15 protein-coding genes and 1 tRNA gene are annotated in these 15,579 nt (G+C 64.9%); 7 read left to right on the forward strand and 9 right to left on the reverse strand.

Annotated elements, in window-relative coordinates; genetic code table 11:
* Positions 1 to 34: 34 nt before the first annotated feature.
* Together MU553_RS13405 and MU553_RS13410 are read right to left on the reverse strand one after the other, a co-directional pair.
* On the reverse strand, positions 35 to 595 hold the full coding sequence (locus MU553_RS13405) for a DUF420 domain-containing protein (protein ID WP_247378512.1): 561 nt from the start codon (positions 593 to 595) through the stop codon (positions 35 to 37).
* Between the two features lie 57 nt (positions 596 to 652).
* Positions 653 to 1,744, reverse strand: a complete 1,092-nt coding sequence (locus tag MU553_RS13410; protein ID WP_247378513.1) for a S1C family serine protease — start codon at positions 1,742 to 1,744, stop codon at positions 653 to 655.
* Positions 1,745 to 2,159: 415 nt separating this feature from the next.
* Between MU553_RS13410 and MU553_RS13415 the strand changes: the two genes are divergently transcribed.
* Positions 2,160 to 2,795, forward strand: coding sequence for a response regulator (locus tag MU553_RS13415; RefSeq protein WP_247378514.1), 636 nt, complete (start codon positions 2,160 to 2,162; stop codon positions 2,793 to 2,795).
* A 21-nt stretch (positions 2,796 to 2,816) separates the two neighbouring features.
* Here the strand turns inward: MU553_RS13415 and MU553_RS13420 are convergent, their stop codons facing one another.
* Positions 2,817 to 4,295, reverse strand: a complete 1,479-nt coding sequence (locus tag MU553_RS13420; RefSeq protein ID WP_247378515.1) for an HTTM domain-containing protein — start codon at positions 4,293 to 4,295, stop codon at positions 2,817 to 2,819.
* Between the two features lie 407 nt (positions 4,296 to 4,702).
* Positions 4,703 to 4,787 (reverse strand) — tRNA-Leu (locus tag MU553_RS13425).
* 121 nt (positions 4,788 to 4,908) lie between these two features.
* On the opposite strand from MU553_RS13425, the gene MU553_RS13430 reads away from it, so the two are divergent.
* From MU553_RS13430 to MU553_RS13440, 3 genes are all read left to right on the forward strand, one after another.
* Complete coding sequence (locus MU553_RS13430) at positions 4,909 to 5,421, forward strand: helix-turn-helix domain-containing protein (protein ID WP_247378516.1); 513 nt, start codon at positions 4,909 to 4,911, stop codon at positions 5,419 to 5,421.
* A gap of 33 nt (positions 5,422 to 5,454) precedes the next feature.
* On the forward strand, positions 5,455 to 6,648 hold the full coding sequence (locus MU553_RS13435; RefSeq protein WP_247378517.1) for an alanyl-tRNA editing protein: 1,194 nt from the start codon (positions 5,455 to 5,457) through the stop codon (positions 6,646 to 6,648).
* Between the two features lie 215 nt (positions 6,649 to 6,863).
* Positions 6,864 to 7,409 (forward strand): HAD family hydrolase, encoded by a 546-nt coding sequence (locus tag MU553_RS13440; RefSeq protein ID WP_247378518.1) that lies wholly within the window; start codon positions 6,864 to 6,866, stop codon positions 7,407 to 7,409.
* Here the strand turns inward: MU553_RS13440 and MU553_RS13445 are convergent, their stop codons facing one another.
* Complete coding sequence (locus MU553_RS13445; protein WP_247379029.1) at positions 7,410 to 7,586, reverse strand: DUF5822 domain-containing protein; 177 nt, start codon at positions 7,584 to 7,586, stop codon at positions 7,410 to 7,412. It lies immediately after the preceding gene.
* 170 nt (positions 7,587 to 7,756) lie between these two features.
* Between MU553_RS13445 and panB the strand changes: the two genes are divergently transcribed.
* Positions 7,757 to 8,569, forward strand: a complete 813-nt coding sequence (gene panB, locus MU553_RS13450; RefSeq protein ID WP_247378519.1) for a 3-methyl-2-oxobutanoate hydroxymethyltransferase — start codon at positions 7,757 to 7,759, stop codon at positions 8,567 to 8,569.
* 57 nt (positions 8,570 to 8,626) lie between these two features.
* Here panB and MU553_RS13455 read toward each other — a convergent pair whose 3' ends face one another.
* The gene (locus MU553_RS13455; protein WP_247378520.1) at positions 8,627 to 9,400 is read right to left on the reverse strand and encodes an alpha/beta fold hydrolase; all 774 of its coding nucleotides are present in this window, start codon (positions 9,398 to 9,400) and stop codon (positions 8,627 to 8,629) included.
* Between the two features lie 157 nt (positions 9,401 to 9,557).
* Between MU553_RS13455 and MU553_RS13460 the strand changes: the two genes are divergently transcribed.
* Positions 9,558 to 9,812 carry a DUF7127 family protein gene (locus tag MU553_RS13460; RefSeq protein WP_247378521.1) on the forward strand — a complete coding sequence of 85 codons (255 nt, stop codon included), beginning with the start codon at positions 9,558 to 9,560 and terminating at the stop codon, positions 9,810 to 9,812.
* On the forward strand, positions 9,809 to 12,085 hold the full coding sequence (locus MU553_RS13465) for a CDC48 family AAA ATPase (protein ID WP_247378522.1): 2,277 nt from the start codon (positions 9,809 to 9,811) through the stop codon (positions 12,083 to 12,085). Before MU553_RS13460 ends, MU553_RS13465 begins: the two co-directional genes overlap by 4 nt.
* Positions 12,086 to 12,397: 312 nt before the next feature.
* On the opposite strand, the gene MU553_RS13470 is transcribed toward MU553_RS13465, so the two are convergent.
* The 3 genes from MU553_RS13470 to MU553_RS13480 form a co-directional block, all read right to left on the reverse strand.
* The gene (locus MU553_RS13470; protein ID WP_247378523.1) at positions 12,398 to 13,228 is read right to left on the reverse strand and encodes a hypothetical protein; all 831 of its coding nucleotides are present in this window, start codon (positions 13,226 to 13,228) and stop codon (positions 12,398 to 12,400) included.
* A 335-nt stretch (positions 13,229 to 13,563) separates the two neighbouring features.
* A complete protein-coding gene (locus MU553_RS13475) occupies positions 13,564 to 14,799 on the reverse strand; it encodes an ABC transporter permease (protein WP_247378524.1) in 1,236 nt (411 codons plus the stop codon).
* Entirely contained in the window at positions 14,799 to 15,560 is a 762-nt protein-coding gene (locus MU553_RS13480) for an ABC transporter ATP-binding protein (protein WP_345893371.1), read from the reverse strand. The genes MU553_RS13475 and MU553_RS13480 overlap by 1 nt, the downstream gene beginning before the upstream one ends.
* Positions 15,561 to 15,579: the final 19 nt, after the last annotated feature.

Raw genomic sequence — 15,579 nt, forward strand, 5'->3', positions numbered from 1 at the left:
TGGTCCAGCTTCCTCACACTGAGTGGCGGTGGTGTCAGAACACCACGTAGAGGAGCGCGTAAACGACGGTTCCGAGGAAGAAGGAGACGAGCCACAGGGAGGCGGCGACGCGTCCGATCGTCGGGTGGCGCGTCGCGCCGACGTCGTCCACCGGACGCGTCAGCGCCAGGAGGAGGACGTAGTACAGGAGCGGGATGCAGACGATGGCGAGCAGGACGTGAATCGCGAGGATCGGGAAGTAGACGAACTGCTCGAGCACCGCAGGTCCCGGAAACGAGGTCGGTCCTTCCAGCGCGACCCTGTAGAGATACAGGACGAGGAACACGACGAACAGGACGAGCGAAGCGATCATCGCGTTCCGGTGACGCGTGACGTTCCCCGCGCGGATCGCACGCCAGCCCACGAAAATCGTCCCGATGGCGAAGACGCTGACGACGGCGTTCACGTGTGGGATCGCCGCGAGGAACCAGTCGGGCGCCTGCGGGAGGTGCCGCGTGGGGATCGCGCCGAGCACAGCACCGAACACCAGCGCGAGCGACACGACAGTCAGCAATCCGGTCAACTCGGGAACGCGGTCCCGCGCCTGTAGTTGCATACCGGAGCGAACGGACCCCACGTGCATGGACCTTACTCTCCGCGCCGAGAGCAGCGGTCAGGGAGCGGGGCGAGTCCCCAGCGTGAGGTCCACGGTCGTTTCGGTCCCGTCGCGGATGACGCCGACGGGGATGGTGTCGCCGGGGCTGGTCGCGAGCGCGAGATACGTCGAGAGCGCCTGCTGTGACAGGATGGACTCCCCACCCAGGCTCACGACGACGTCGCCGCCGACGGGGACGCGTACGCCGTCGACGACGCGCTGGTCGGTCGACCCCTGGAGCACGCCGTCCGCCGGTCCGTCGTCGACGACCTCGTCCATGTAGACGCCCTGGGCGGTGTCGAGATCGTTGGTCTCGGCGACGCGCGGTGTGACGTTCATGAGCCGCACGCCCATGTAAGAGTGCTCGTAGGCGCCGGTCTCGATGAGCGCCGGGACGACCCGTCGCATCAGCGCCGCGGAGATGGCGAACCCGATGTTGTCCGCGCCGCCGGAGTTGATAACGCCAGCGACCTTGCCGTCCAGTGTTACAAGCGGCCCGCCGCTGTTCCCGGGATTGACCGCGGCGTCGGTCTGGATGGCGTCGGGGATCGTGAAGTTGTTCGCGGCCGGAAGCGTCCGGTCGACGCCGCTGACGATGCCGGCCGACACCGAGCCCGAGAGGCCGAAGGGGTTCCCGATGGCAACGACTTCCTGGCCGGTGGCGACTTCTCCCTCGATGAGCGTCAGTGGCGTCGCGATCTCGGGCACGTTCGCGATCGAGAGGACCGCGAGGTCGCTGTAGACGTCGGTACCGACGACTGTCGCCGTGCGCCAGGAGCCGTCGGTGAACCGCACTTCGACCGACGCGGCACCGTCGACGACGTGCTGGTTCGTCACGATGTGGCTGTCGTCGTAGACGAACCCCGAGCCCTGTCCCGTGCGGCCGCTCTCGGTGTACACGCGGATGCGGACCACAGAGTCGATGGTCCGGCGGTATACGTCGGTGTAGACCGATTGCGACTGCGGCGTCGAGTTGATCAGCTCTGATTGTTGGTTGGGACTGGCACCCGAGTTCGAACTGTCAGAAGAGGGTGCGTTACAGCCGGCGAGTCCGGCGGTCACTCCAGCAGCGGCGAGAAAGCGCCGGCGCGACAACCGCGTGTCTTCCATGGCGCCCGGTTGGGACGGGGCTGAATAAACCCCCACGGTTCGATACATCGTCGAGGCGAGACCAGCGGCTCACCGACGTGAGCGAAAGTAGGAGAGATGGGGGGTGGGTGGGGAAGTTGGGGTGGGTATGGGGAGTCAATGTGGCACCGCTGTGCCAGCATGTGTCCGTTGCGGGAACTGCGTAATAAATATATCTCCGTAATTTTCTATTTTGAAAACAAGGACGGCGAGAACGGGCACGTGGCTGGAAAACCAGGGGAGACGAGTCGAGAGATTCGAAGTGGTCACGAACGGATTTCATGTTATGTAGTTCCCACAATCTATTTCTTGACTTACGGTCAAAGGTGCGTGTAAGAATGGTCCGCGATACAGTGGTGGCGCCGTCGGGTGAGACGCAATTAGTCGTGGTGGACACATGAGCAGTGAATCGCCGGTTGTACTCGTCGTGGACGACAACAGGGCAATCGCGAACACGTATACGGCGTTCCTCTCCGACGAGTACTCTGTTCGGACCGCATACAACGGCAAAGAAGCGCTCGACGAACTGGGCCCGGACGTCGACGTGGTGTTACTCGATCGGCGGATGCCGGAAGTGTCTGGGGACGCCGTTCTGGAGGAGATTCAGGCACGACAGTTGGACTGTCGGGTCGTCATGCTCACTGCGGTCGATCCGGACTTCGACATCATCGACATGGGCTTCGACGAGTATCTGGTCAAGCCCATCGAGCGCAACGAACTCAACGACGTCGTCGAAGAGATGCTGGAACGGGCCACATACGACGACGATTTCCGCCGGTTCCTGGCACTCGTCTCGAAGAAGACGACGCTGGAAGAGGAGAAATCCAGCGCAGAACTCGAAGCCAGCGAGGAGTACACCCAGATCGAGGAGCGACTCGCGGACCGGCGCGAACAGGTGGGCGTCGACCTGTCCGAACTGGAAGAGGACTTCGCCGAGGTGTCCGGCCGCGTCAGAGTCAGCGAAGAGATGGCCGGGTCAGACGACAGTCACGACATCCCCGGCCCGAACGGGGACGCCGACGGCGAACGGTGAACGTAGCGCCCGAATTCTCCTCTAAAATTCAGTAGCGCCGCCCGACGTCGCTGCCGTTTCGTTTTCGCACTCGTAGGTCAGTAGTCGTCGCGTCCGCGTGGGTTCTGGTCCGGTGAGTCTGGTCGGTTGTGCGACGTAATACACCGAGACAGCGTCGAGTGGACGCGCGTGCTGTCGCTGCCAGCGTCGGCACAGAGAACGGGCGAATGCCCGGCGGTTCGCTTCGCCCGACTCGACTCTGGCGAGATACTTCCGCCATCTCGCCGTGGGGTATCGACGGGAGACGTCGGGCGGCTTCGCCCAGCGGACGGGTGACTGGGTAAGCACGTCGACGCGGCTCCCGTTTGTGAGTGTGCCGGGAACGACGAACCACCCGTCGGTTTTGGGCGGCGAGGGTGCGAACATCGACCAGTGTTGGTGCTCCGCGATCGTGCTGGCGTCGACGCCAGCCGCGTCGACGTGGGCGACGGAGACCGCGTTGAACGCGAGCATCCCCGCCAGGAGGACCGCGACGATTCCCATTCCGAGCTGCCTCCCCAGCGAGGGAAGGGCGTCGGGAAGCCGCCGTTCGAGCGGGGTCGTCTCGCGTCGACGCAGCCGGTCCATCGAGAGCGCTGGCGCTCGTCGCTCGACGGCGTCCCAGATCGCCGTCGGGAGAAACGGGAGGAGGGCGGCGAGACAGATCACCGGGAACAGCCCGAGTTTCAACGTCAGCAACATCCCCAGATGGGCCGCGACGAACAGGCCGACGAACGCCGCTCTGGACCGGCCGGTCAACGCGACGAGTAGGACGGAACACGCCAGCAGTGCGAGCCAACCCCAGGTGGCGGCCATCAACACGACGGGGAAGTCGGCCAGCACGTCACCGAACAGGACGAGGAACTGCTCCAGGCTGAACGCGTATCTGACCGCCGTCCCGTCGCGCCACGGCGACGCGCGAAGCTTGAGGGCGGCGTTGACCGCGTAGAGCGTCACGACCTGCAGGAGCAACGCGGCCGACGCGACGGAGACGACGCGCTCGCGTGACGCCGTCTGCGACCGGTCGAGCGACCACTCGGCTCCCAGCGGGAGAAACACGCTCCAGAAGAGCAGCCGGCGCAGGAGGACGTCACCGGCGTTGAGAACGAGAGGGTTGCGCGCCTGCAGCGACAGCAGGAACAGCAGCGAGATCACCGTCGCGATCCGCGTCTGAAACCCCGCGAGCAGCGCGAGCGCAGCGACGCCGGCCAGCAGAAACAGGAGGACCTGCACCCAGAACGCGCCCGAGAGCGCGTGCACCGAAACGTACTGATAGCCGGGAAACGTCGCGCGGAGAACGGACCGCGGGAGGACGCCGGCGTCCGTGTAGAACCACCGCAGGTTGCGGGCGCGGAGCGCGAGGTCACTGAGCAGGATCGCGCCGAGCAGGATGCGAAACGCGGCGAGCGCCCGCACGTCGATCGCGAACCGACGCGCGAGCCACTCACGACCGCGACCCGAGACTGCCGATGCTGAGCCCATTTGAAACAGGTAACGCTCCGTCGTATCGGTATCTGCAACAGGTTCGGCTAAACGTCTTGTGCTCGACGGAGCGCGGTCGGCCGCGTCGAGTGAGCGCGACTCACCGGCGGACCCCGACGGGACGGCGCCCGCGCTGTCGCTACGTAGTTTGGTTCGTCAGTAAGATTTTGCGTGGGTGATGTCCTGTAGGACCTCACCTGCACTTTGCAGTGCGTGGGACCGGATTTGAACCAGAGGAAGACGTGCTCACTACGTTGCGCGCGTCTTCCAGGGCTCGCAATCGGCAGCGCCGATTGCTCACCGGCGGACCCCTACGGGACAGCGCCCGCGCTGTCGCTACCTAGTTTGGTTCGTCAGTAAGATTTTGCGTGGGTGATGTCCTGTAGGACCTCACCTGCACTTTGCAGTGCGTGGGACCGGATTTGAACCGGCGGACCCCTACGGGACAGCGCCCTCAACGCTGCGCCGTTGGCCTGGCTTGGCTACCCACGCACGCTGCGTCTGTCTGCATTGCATTCGTATCCGCGGTTAGTTAAAAGGGCTTTCGTTTGCCATCGACGAGACGGCTGTCGGAAACGGACCTTTCAAATACGGGGAAGCTACTACCGGGGACATGGCCAAATATTCGACCGGCGGGGCGGGCGGTAGTGCCGGTGGGAACTGCGAACTCTGTGGCGCGGAGGACGACGACCTCCGCACGGCCAACGTCGCCGGTGCCACCCTGGAGGTCTGCGCCGAGTGTGCGCAACACGGCGAGACCGATAGCAGGGGCGGCTCCGGGAGCGACGACGGCGAGCGGAGCGACCAGGACCGCAAGCGGCGCGCCGCACAGAACGCGGCCCGCATCGACGACGCTCGGAAAGCCGACTCCAAACACTGGGAGGAGGACGGCACCAACTACGAGGACGATCAGCTCCCGTATCTCGTCTCCGGCTACGGGAAACAGCTCACGGAGGCGCGCCAGGACGCCGGCCTCCAACTCGCCGAGCTGGCCGAGGAACTCGACATCGACGAAGCCGACCTGCTGGCAGTCGAGCAGGGCCGCGCGACCCAGGCTGGCGTCGGCGGCTCCGTCGTCGCGAAACTCGAAGACCGACTCGACGTCGAACTCTCCGAGTCGGCCTGAGCTTTTTACCACCCCCAGTCGTCGGGCAGCAGTATGCACTCACGCGGCCCAGACGAACCCTACATCCGACAATTCTCCGCGACAGTCGATCGACTCGACAGTACCCACGTCGTCCTCGATACGACCTACTTCTATCCCGAGGGCGGCGGCCAACCCGCAGATCGCGGGACGCTCGACGGCATCGACGTCGTCGCCGTGCAGTCACGTGACGGGGAAGTACTCCACGAACTGGCACGCGAACCCGACTTCTCGGTCGGTGACGCCGTCGACGGAGTCGTCGACGACGAGTTCCGCACCTACTGCATGCGAGCGCACACGGCGAGTCACGCCCTCTACGGGGCTGGGAGACGGTTACTCGACGACCTGGGGTACGGCGGGTTCGGCATCACCGAAGATCGCGTGCGCGTCGACCTCACCACGACCACGGACGTCGACGACGCGACGCTGGTCGAACTCGAACGGCTCGTCAACCGCGTCGTCTGGGACAGCCGACAGGTCACCTGGGAGGAGCGCGACCGCGAGACGGCCCTGGCCGACGACGAGATCGCGTTCAACACGAAGACCGAAGAGGGACTCGAGAGCGATTCGGTTCGCGTCGTCACGATCGAAGACTGGGACGTCGCCGCCTGCGGCGGTACACACGTCGAGAATACCAGCGAGATCGGACCGGTCGCCGTGCTCGACAGGTCCAATCCCGGGGAAGGGTTGACGCGAGTGGAGTTCGCGGTCGGTCCGGCAGCGATCGAGCGGCGCGCCGACGACCACGAAGCCGCACTGGCGAGCGCACGGAAACTCGACACCAGCGTGGCCGACCTCCCGGACGCGGTCGAGCGCCTTCAGGCCGACCGCGAAGAGACGCGCGCGGAGCTCGACGCGCTCCGCGACGAACTGGTGGAAACGAGACTCGCCGCGCTCCAAGAGGACGCCGTCGAGAAAGCGGGGCGCAGGTGGGTGGTCGGTGCAGTTCCGGGCCTCGATGCGAACGGACTCGCCGACCGGGCACAAGACGCCGTGGGCGACGGAGCGGACGTCGTCGCGCTGGTCAGCGAGGACGGGCAGTACCTCGCGGTCGCGACGGCCGGCGAGGTCGATGCGGGTGACGTGGTCGACGACGTCACGGCGGATTTCGGCGGTGGCGGCGGCGGCGGGCCGACGGTCGCCCAGGGTGGCGGCCTGGGAGCACCGGCCGACGAAATCGTGACGTTTCTCCGAGAGACCGCAGAGTAGGTGGCGAACAGGCGACACGGGCGGCTCCGCAGGCCGGCGTGTCGCACGACTGCAAACCGACCTGCGGTGACGGTCAGCGCACGTGCGCAGATGGTCTCGGTTTCGTACTTGAATGCTAGGCAGGAACGGCACCCAAGCAGGGTCAGTGAGAATCGTCGTGGACGACCGCTACCGACCCCGAAGCACATATCTATCGGCCGGTCGTACCGCAGTTCGTGACAAGGCAGGACGAGTACGACGCGTACGTCTACGACTTAGACGGGACGCTCGTGTCGCTCGACGTGGACTGGGACGAGGTGACGCAGAACGTGGCGGCCGTGTTGCGAGCGCGCGGCGTCGACGTCGACGGTGCCGACCTCTGGACGATGCTCGAACTGTCCGAGGAGACGGGCTATCGACGGAAGGTCGAGGAGACGATCACCGAGTTCGAACGCGAGGGCGCACGCACCGCGGAAAAACTGCCGCTCGCCGAGGCGTTGCCGCACGAACGCCCGGTCGGGGTCTGCTCGCTGAACAGTGAAGCCGCGTGTCGGATCGCCCTGGAGACCTACGGACTCGACAGCGCCGTCGGCCAGATCGTCGGCCGGGACTCGGTCGACACGGAGAAACCCGATCCGGAACCGCTGCTGGCGACGATCGACGCGCTGGGCGCTGCGCCGGAACGGACTCTTTTCATCGGTGACTCGCGCCGGGATTACCACACCGCGGAGAACGCTGGCACGGCCTTCATTTACCAGTCGAAGTGGCAGGCACAGTTCTGATCAGTTCGAGCGGCGCGCGTAGGCGAAGACGGCGACGGCAGTGCAGAGCCAGACGATCGCGCCGACTCGGACGGCGAAACTGACGCGCGCTTCCCAGGTCGGGAGCTGCACGCCCGCCGAGAGCACGGCGACGATCGGCGCGCCGACGATGATGGTCACGACGAACGTCACTTGCATGACCCAACCGTAGTCGACGGTGTCGGGGTCGGTTGGCTCGGCGGGATCGTCGACGCGCGTTGGCACGCTTGCGCCTGGGACCGGCCCGAATAAGCGTCTATTGGTTGCCACCCGTCGCTTGGAATCGATAATCGGACACGTTTACGACCCAGGGGCGCGAGAGGTTGGGTATGCCCTCTGTCACAGAGATACGCGAGATGGCCGGCGAGCAGTCGATCACGATGTTGACGGCGTACGACGCCGTGACCGCGAGCATCGTCGACGCCGCCGGGACGGACGTGATCCTTGTCGGCGACAGCGTGGGCAACGCAGACATGGGCTACGAGTCGACGCTGCCCGTGACCGTCGACGAGATCGCGAGTCGTACCGGTGCGGTGGTCCGCGGAACCGAAGACGCGCTCGTCGTCGCCGACATGCCGTTTCTCTCGTTCGGCGTGGACCAGAGCGAGAGCATCGAGCACTGCGGCCGGATGCTCAAAGAGGAGGGCGCGGATGCAGTCAAAATCGAGAGCAGCAAGCGAACCGTCGAACTCACCGAGCGACTGACCGAACTCGGCATCCCGGTCATGGCCCACCTCGGGCTCACGCCCCAGAAAGTCAACGAACTTGGCGGGTACACCCGTCAGGGAACGACGCCGGAGGCGGCCCGCCGAATCATCGACCTTGCGAACAGACACGAGGAGGCCGGCGCGTTCTCGCTCGTACTGGAACACGTCCCCGCGAACCTCGCAGAAAAGGTGACCGACGCGCTCGACATCCCGACCATCGGCATCGGCGCCGGCCCCGGGTGTGACGGCCAGGTGCTCGTCATCAACGACGTCGTGGGGCTAAGCGACTGGGAGCCGCCGTTCTCTGAACAGTTCGGCGACGTGCGCAGCGAGATGGCAGGCGCCGTCGAAAAATACAACGACGCCGTCGAATCCGGCGATTTCCCCGCCGAAGAGCACAGCCACTACGAGGACGATCTGGACGAACTGTACTGAGTCAGACCAGCGAGCCAGACCGAAATGGTGGGCGTTCCTGGCAGCCGACTGGCCGTTTCAGAGTCGCTGGCAGAACATGCTGATCGCGCCGGTGAACGCTTCTGGCTGTTCGACCATCGCGAGATGGGCCGCGTTGGCGATTTCGACGAAGTCCGCGTCGGGAATGTTCTCAGCGAGATACTCGTGATACTCGACGGGCGTGAGCGAATCGTACTCGCCGACCAGCGCCAGCGCGGGCACGTCGACCTCGTCGAGGCGATCCCGGACGTCGAACTCGTGGCAGGAGCGGAAGTCGCGTTCCGTGACGGCGCGGCCGACGTCGCGCATTGACGTCTTTGAGCGTTCGACGTGAGCGGGGTCCGGGTCGTGAAAGAGCATGTCGTCGCCGTGGAGGAACTCGATCGCTCGCTCGAAGTCCTCGGCCAGCCACTCCCTGACGTCGGGGTGGACGGTGAGCTTCGCCCCGGTCCCCGCGAGCACGATTCCGGCAGGGTCGACGTCGGATTCGAGGACTGTCTGGAGGACGACGGCGCCGCCCAGCGAATTGCCGACGAGTAACTCGGCGCCGGTCTCGCGCACGACCGCGCGCACGTCGGCCACGTAGGCGTCGAGCGTCTCGTAGCCGGGCGCGGTGTCGACGTCCGCGGAGTCGCCGTGGCCGCTCAGGTCCAGTGCGACGGCGGGATACTCGTTCTCGCGACGACCGTACTGGCCAGTCCAGACCTCGTGCGTCCCACCGCTCCCGTGGACGAACAGCACGGGCGGGGCGTCGTGGCCGAAATCAGTCCGCCGATACGCCGTCTCCCGACCGTCGTGGCTGACCGTCTGCATACGACCGATTGCACCCTGACGCTGATAAACCCTCACGACGAAGTTTCCATCGACGTGCGCTCGAACTGCATTTCAGCCGCTAGTTTCGCCCCCCGACGCCGTCTGGTGGTTTGTCGGCACAAGATTTAAATAGTAGAGGTGCTAACTTGGAGTTAGTATGAATGGAAGAGAGCAGTTCATCGAGTCGGAAGGGCCGGTGAGCCGGATGCAGTATGACGACGGATCGGCGGTGTTCGCTGCCGACGTGGGCGTCGGTCGCGAGGCCAGCGTCGACGTGGTCGGTGACACGGTCATCATCGTGACCGACGACGACGAGCAGTACGAGTTCGAGCTCCCCGTGAGCGAGGACGACGACGAAAGCGCGCAAGTGTTTATGAAAAACGGCGTGCTCACTGTCGAGGTGAAGGCATGAAACTCACCGTCAAGCCACTCAAACAGAAGGACGCGGGTCGCGGGCTCGCCGCCGTCGACCGGGCCGCCATGTCCGAGATGGGCCTGGAGAACGGCGATTACATCGTCATCGACGGCAAGAACGGGGGAAAGGCCGTGGCGCGGGTCTGGCCCGGCTACCCCGAAGACGAGGGCCGCGACGTCATCCGGATCGACGGCCAGCTGCGCCAGGAGGCCGACGTCGGGATCGACGACACCGTCACCGTCGAGGACGCCGACGTCCAGCCGGCGAAGTCGGTGACCGTCGCTCTCCCGCAGAACCTCCGCGTTCGCGGGAACGTCGGCCCCCACATCCGGAACAAGCTCTCCGGGCAGGCCGTCACGCAGGGGCAGACCGTCCCGTTCTCGCTGGGGCTCGGCCCGCTCTCGTCGATGTCCGGCCAGCAGATTCCGCTGAAGATCGCCGAGACAAACCCCGGCGGGACGGTCGTCGTGACCGACTCGACCGACATCGAGGTCAGCGAGAAACCCGCCGAGCAGATCACCGGCGAGGCCGGTGCCGGCGGCGGGCGCGAGACGCCGAGCGTGACCTACGAGGACATCGGCGGACTCGACGACGAGCTCGAACAGGTTCGCGAGATGATCGAGTTGCCGATGCGCCACCCCGAGCTGTTCCAGCAGCTCGGCATCGAGCCGCCGAAGGGCGTCCTCCTGCACGGCCCGCCGGGCACGGGGAAGACCCTGATGGCCAAGGCCGTCGCCAACGAGATCGACGCGTACTTCACGAACATCTCGGGTCCCGAGATCATGTCGAAGTACTACGGGGAATCCGAGGAGCAACTCCGCGAAGTGTTCGAGGAGGCCGAGGAAAACGCGCCGGCGATCGTCTTCATCGACGAGATCGACTCCATCGCGCCAAAACGCGGTGAGACCTCCGGCGACGTCGAACGCCGCGTCGTCGCGCAACTCCTCAGCCTGATGGACGGCCTGGAGTCGCGCAACGAAGTCGTCGTCATCGGGGCGACCAACCGCGTCGACGCCATCGACCCGGCACTCCGCCGTGGTGGCCGCTTCGACCGCGAGATCGAGATCGGCGTCCCGGACAAGGAGGGCCGCAAGGAGATCCTGCAGGTCCACACCCGCGGGATGCCCATCTCCGACGACATCGACCTCGAAGAGTACGCCGAAAACACCCACGGGTTCGTCGGCGCAGACCTGGAATCGCTGGCCAAGGAGTCGGCGATGAACGCGCTCCGGCGCATCCGTCCGGAACTCGACCTCGAATCCGACGAGATCGACGCCGAGGTACTGGAGCGACTGCAGGTCTCGGAGGGCGACTTCAAGGACGCGCTGAAGGGCATCGAACCCTCCGCGCTCCGCGAAGTGTTCGTCGAGGTGCCCGACATCACCTGGAACGACGTCGGCGGCCTCGAGGACACCAAGGAACGCCTCCGGGAGACCATCCAGTGGCCCCTGGAGTACCCCGAGGTGTTCGAGACCATGGACATGGAGTCGCCCAAGGGCGTCCTCATGTACGGCCCGCCGGGCACGGGGAAGACCCTGCTCGCGAAGGCCGTCGCTAACGAGGCCCAGAGCAACTTCATCTCCGTGAAGGGGCCGGAGCTGCTGAACAAGTACGTCGGCGAAAGCGAGAAGGGCGTCCGCGAGGTGTTCGAGAAGGCTCGCTCGAACGCACCCACCGTGGTGTTCTTCGACGAGATCGACTCCATCGCGGGCGAACGCGGCCGCAACGCAACCGACTCCGGCGTCGGCGAGCGAGTCGTCAGCCAGCTGCTGACTGAACTCGACGGCATCGAGTCGCTGGAGGACGTCGTGGTCATCGCGACCTCGAACCGCCCGGACCTCATCGACTCGGCGCTGCTGCGCCCCGGTCGCCTGGACCGCCACGTCCACGTGCCGGTGCCCGACGAGGAGGCGCGCCGCGCCATCCTCGAGGTCCACACGCGTGACAAGCCGCTGGCCGACGACGTGGACCTGGACAAACTGGCCCGCGAGACCGACGGCTTCGTCGGCGCCGACGTCGAGGCGCTGGCCCGCGAGGCCTCCATGGCCGCATCGCGTGAGTTCATCAACAGCGTCTCGCCGGAGGAAGTCGGCGAGAGCGTGGGCAACGTCCGCGTGACCATGGAGCACTTCGAGAACGCGCTCGACGAGGTCGGCCCGAGCGTCACCGAAGAGACCCGGGAACGCTACGACGAGATCGAAGAACGGTTCGACCGCCGCGGCGCTGGCGTCGAGCAGGAAGAAGAGACCATCGGCCGGACGTTCCAATAGTACCTTTTTTCTCGTCGGGTTTCCTCGGGCGCTCTTCGAGCACCCTGCGGGAACCACTCCTCGAAAAAATCTACGCTAAAAAAGGCTGCCGGCTCACTTCGTTCGCCGGCAGTGAACCGCGCGCCGGAGGCGCGCGGATGCTGGCGTGATAGTCAAAGATGGACGCTGTACCACAGTAATCCAGCATCTACATGATATCTGTCAGGTAATGTATGCTGGATATAGAGGGTGAGTTCAGCACTGGTCACTCGCTTGTTTTGTCCGTGATCCCTGAATCAGTCGCTCACTGTGGGGGCAAAACTCGCGATCGGTCTAATTCCGGACAAACCGACTGATTTCTCGCAGCACTAACTCGGCACCAACTCCTGCCAGCAATACAATCATCAATCCGGTCCATTTCAACAGATAATCCGGATGTGGCGTGAAGTTTCCCCATCCGATCCCGGTGAATTCACTCAACGGAAGGGCGTTCCAACGAACCCAGATACCATAGAGGCCCCACGTGAACCAACTTACTGTAGCCACCGCTGGCGTCACCAATCGATAGCGACGCCACAGAATAACAGGGAGCGCACCGGCTACAACCAGCGCGATTCCAGAAACGACGTAGATGAACCCCATTAGAAGCACACTCGGGAACGAATTATCGAGCCAGAACAACTGTCGTGTGGCCACCTGTAGCCCGAAGCCAAGGGCAAAGTGAAGCAGGCCTGCCCCGACTGCGATCCACCCGGTCTTGTCCGTGACTATCTCTGGAGTTCGCTCTCGGAAACGAATCGTGCCCTCAACACCAATCACCAGCGACAATGTACCGAACGGAAGCGTGGAATACCCCAGATTGATCGGTGGTCCAAAATAGAGCCATGGGACGCTCAACACTGCGCCGAATGCAGCGATCGGTGCAATCCGAAAGCCCAGATTCCACGTGAGCAGAGCGAGAGCCCCGGTAACACCAAGCACAAGAAATCCCAGAAACAGGGTCGGTGTGAGTTGCGGGAGCGTAACGAGTTGGGTATAGCCCTGCACACTTCTGAGCATGAATTGGTACAAGAGATAGGCAAGCGGGGTGCCAACAGCAGCAATAAGAAGTCTCCGTATCTCGCCCTTGGAGAGGGGAGTCTTGTCCGTGTGTGCTATCCCCATAATCTGTATTGCAGATTGATTGTCGTATATTTACTGGGTCATAACGTGCTGTGCTATACCCTTTCTCTTCATTCTGGCTGGAATCCGTCGTGCTGACTAAGCGCGCTGTATGCAGCACGATACTGCGTTGATGTGTTGCGTTTGATATAATCAGCAGCACGATACTGGCACACACTGAACAACGGTCGCGGAAGGCATCCGTGCGCCGGAGGCGCACGGTTCACTGCCGGCGAACGAAGTGAGCCGGCAGCCTTTTTTAGCGTAGATTTTTTCGAGGAGTGGTTCCCGCAGGGTGCTCGAAGAGCGCCCGAGGAAACCCGACGAGAAAAAAGGTACTATTCGTAGCGAAGCGCGTCGATCGGGTCGACCCTGGCGGCGCTCCAGGCCGGGTAGAGGCCGGCGACGATTCCCACGAGGACGCCGATGCCGATCGCGAGCGCGAACCACTGGTAGGCGAGCGTCAGCGGCAGGTCAGCGTACTGCGTGACGATGTACCCGCCGAGGACGCCCAGCGGCGTGCCGACGAGCGCGCCCAGTAAACCCAGCAGCGTGGCTTCGACCAGGAACAACTGGAGGACGTCCCGGTTGGTCGCCCCGACGGCTTTCATGATGCCGATCTCTCTGGTGCGCTCGCGGACGGAGACCAACATGATGTTCGCGATGCCGATGGCCCCGACAAGCAGGGAGATGACGGCGATGCCGGTGACGAACTGGGTGAGCCGGTCGACGACGTTTCCGATGCGCTCGACGATGTCTTCGTTCGTCCGGGCACTGATCTCGTAGCCCTGCGGCACGAGCTGGGCGGCGTCCGAGGACGCGAGCGAGCGCTGGACGCGGTCTTTCACGGTCGCGATCTCACCGGGGTTCTCGGCGACGACCGTCACCTGGGGGTACACGCGCTGTGACTCGCCGGTCGAGGGACTCTCGACGACCTGATCGTAGTACTCCGTCGGGAGGTAGAAGGACGGTCCCGAGCCGAAGCCGCCGAACCCGGACACGGACGTGTCGTTCGCCAGAATCCCGACGACAGCGATGTCGAACTGCGACCCGTTCCGGTGAGTCACCGTCACCTCGTCGCCGACCGACAGGTTCCCGGGGAACTGCCGAGCGGCCTCGCGGTTGACGACGAGTCCGGGACGGCGCTCGGTGAACGGTCCGCCCGCCGCGAACTCCGCGCCGTCGAACTGCGCCGGCGAGGTGGCAGTCATGTCGCTCGTCGCGACGGACTCGTTATCGCGGCCGACGGCCGACACGGGGATCGAGCCAACCGGAACCACCGCACGGACGCCCTCGGCGGCCCTGAGCTGGGCGAGATCGTGCTCCGTGAACACCGCCTGCGCACCGAAGCCGAAGCCGCCGCCCTCGCCGCTCGGCGCGGGGAGCAGGAAGATGCTGTTGGCACCCGATTCGCTGAACTCGCCCACGATCTCGGCCTTGAGACTGACGCCGAGCGTGACGAACGTGATGACGGCAGCGATCCCGATGACGATGCCGAGCGTCGTCAGCACGCTTCGGAGTTTGTGGCCGCGAATCGTCCGCACGCTCATCCGGAGGCTCTCGCCGACGTCCATCAGGCACCCTCCGTTCGGTCCCCTGGTTCACCGTTGGATGGCTCCCGTCCGTCGAGTTCCTCGATCCGCTCGATGCCGCCGTCTCTGAGGTGGACGATCCGCTCGGCGTGTTCGGCGACGTCCCGCTCGTGGGTCACCAACAGGATCGTGTGGCCCGCGTCACGCAGGTCGTCGAACATGCCCATGATCGTCGCTCCCGTCTCGGTGTCGATGTTGCCCGTCGGCTCGTCGGCCAACAGGATCGCCGGATCGGTCGCGAGTGCGCGAGCGATGGCGACCCGCTGGCGCTGGCCACCGCTGAGTTCCGACGGCAGGTGGTCGGTCCGGTCGGCCAACCCGACGCTGGTGAGCAGTTCACGGGCCCGCGAGAGACGGGAGTCCCGGTCGACGTCCTGGAACACCAGCGGGAGGGCGACGTTCTCCAGGGCGGTCAGCCGCGGCATGAGGTTGAACGTCTGGAAGACGAAGCCGACCTCCTGCCCCCGGACGCGTGCCCGAGCGCGGTCGCTGAGCGTCGTCACCTCGCGGTCGTTGATCCGGATCGTCCCGGTATCGGGCGTGTCCAGACAGCCGATGCAGTTGAGCAGGGTACTCTTCCCCGACCCGCTCGGACCCATCACGGCCGCGTACGAGCCGTGAGCCAGCGTGAGCGAGACGTCGGCGAGCGCGTGCACCGGCTCGCCGCGCTGGTAGGTCCGACTGACGTCGGTCAGCTGAACAGCGGTCCCCGACGTGGATTCGCTCCCCGCCATCCCGTCCATACGCCTTCATTGCCGTCGA

The sequence above is a fragment of the Halorientalis brevis genome (genome assembly GCF_023077655.1).

What these genes read in the sequence shown, in the direction of transcription:
- MU553_RS13405 (WP_247378512.1), bottom strand. Translation starts at nt 595, where the DNA reads ATGCAACTACAGGCGCGGGACCGCGTTCCCGAGTTGACCGGATTGCTG.
- MU553_RS13430 (WP_247378516.1), top strand. Translation starts at nt 4,909, where the DNA reads ATGGCCAAATATTCGACCGGCGGGGCGGGCGGTAGTGCCGGTGGGAAC.
- panB (WP_247378519.1), top strand. Translation starts at nt 7,757, where the DNA reads ATGCCCTCTGTCACAGAGATACGCGAGATGGCCGGCGAGCAGTCGATC.
- MU553_RS13465 (WP_247378522.1), top strand. Translation starts at nt 9,809, where the DNA reads ATGAAACTCACCGTCAAGCCACTCAAACAGAAGGACGCGGGTCGCGGG.
- MU553_RS13475 (WP_247378524.1), bottom strand. Translation starts at nt 14,799, where the DNA reads ATGGACGTCGGCGAGAGCCTCCGGATGAGCGTGCGGACGATTCGCGGC.
- MU553_RS13455 (WP_247378520.1), bottom strand. Translation starts at nt 9,400, where the DNA reads ATGCAGACGGTCAGCCACGACGGTCGGGAGACGGCGTATCGGCGGACT.
- MU553_RS13410 (WP_247378513.1), bottom strand. Translation starts at nt 1,744, where the DNA reads ATGGAAGACACGCGGTTGTCGCGCCGGCGCTTTCTCGCCGCTGCTGGA.
- MU553_RS13480 (WP_345893371.1), bottom strand. Translation starts at nt 15,560, where the DNA reads ATGGACGGGATGGCGGGGAGCGAATCCACGTCGGGGACCGCTGTTCAG.
- MU553_RS13435 (WP_247378517.1), top strand. Translation starts at nt 5,455, where the DNA reads ATGCACTCACGCGGCCCAGACGAACCCTACATCCGACAATTCTCCGCG.
- MU553_RS13415 (WP_247378514.1), top strand. Translation starts at nt 2,160, where the DNA reads ATGAGCAGTGAATCGCCGGTTGTACTCGTCGTGGACGACAACAGGGCA.
- MU553_RS13460 (WP_247378521.1), top strand. Translation starts at nt 9,558, where the DNA reads ATGAATGGAAGAGAGCAGTTCATCGAGTCGGAAGGGCCGGTGAGCCGG.
- MU553_RS13470 (WP_247378523.1), bottom strand. Translation starts at nt 13,228, where the DNA reads ATGGGGATAGCACACACGGACAAGACTCCCCTCTCCAAGGGCGAGATA.
- MU553_RS13445 (WP_247379029.1), bottom strand. Translation starts at nt 7,586, where the DNA reads ATGCAAGTGACGTTCGTCGTGACCATCATCGTCGGCGCGCCGATCGTC.
- MU553_RS13420 (WP_247378515.1), bottom strand. Translation starts at nt 4,295, where the DNA reads ATGGGCTCAGCATCGGCAGTCTCGGGTCGCGGTCGTGAGTGGCTCGCG.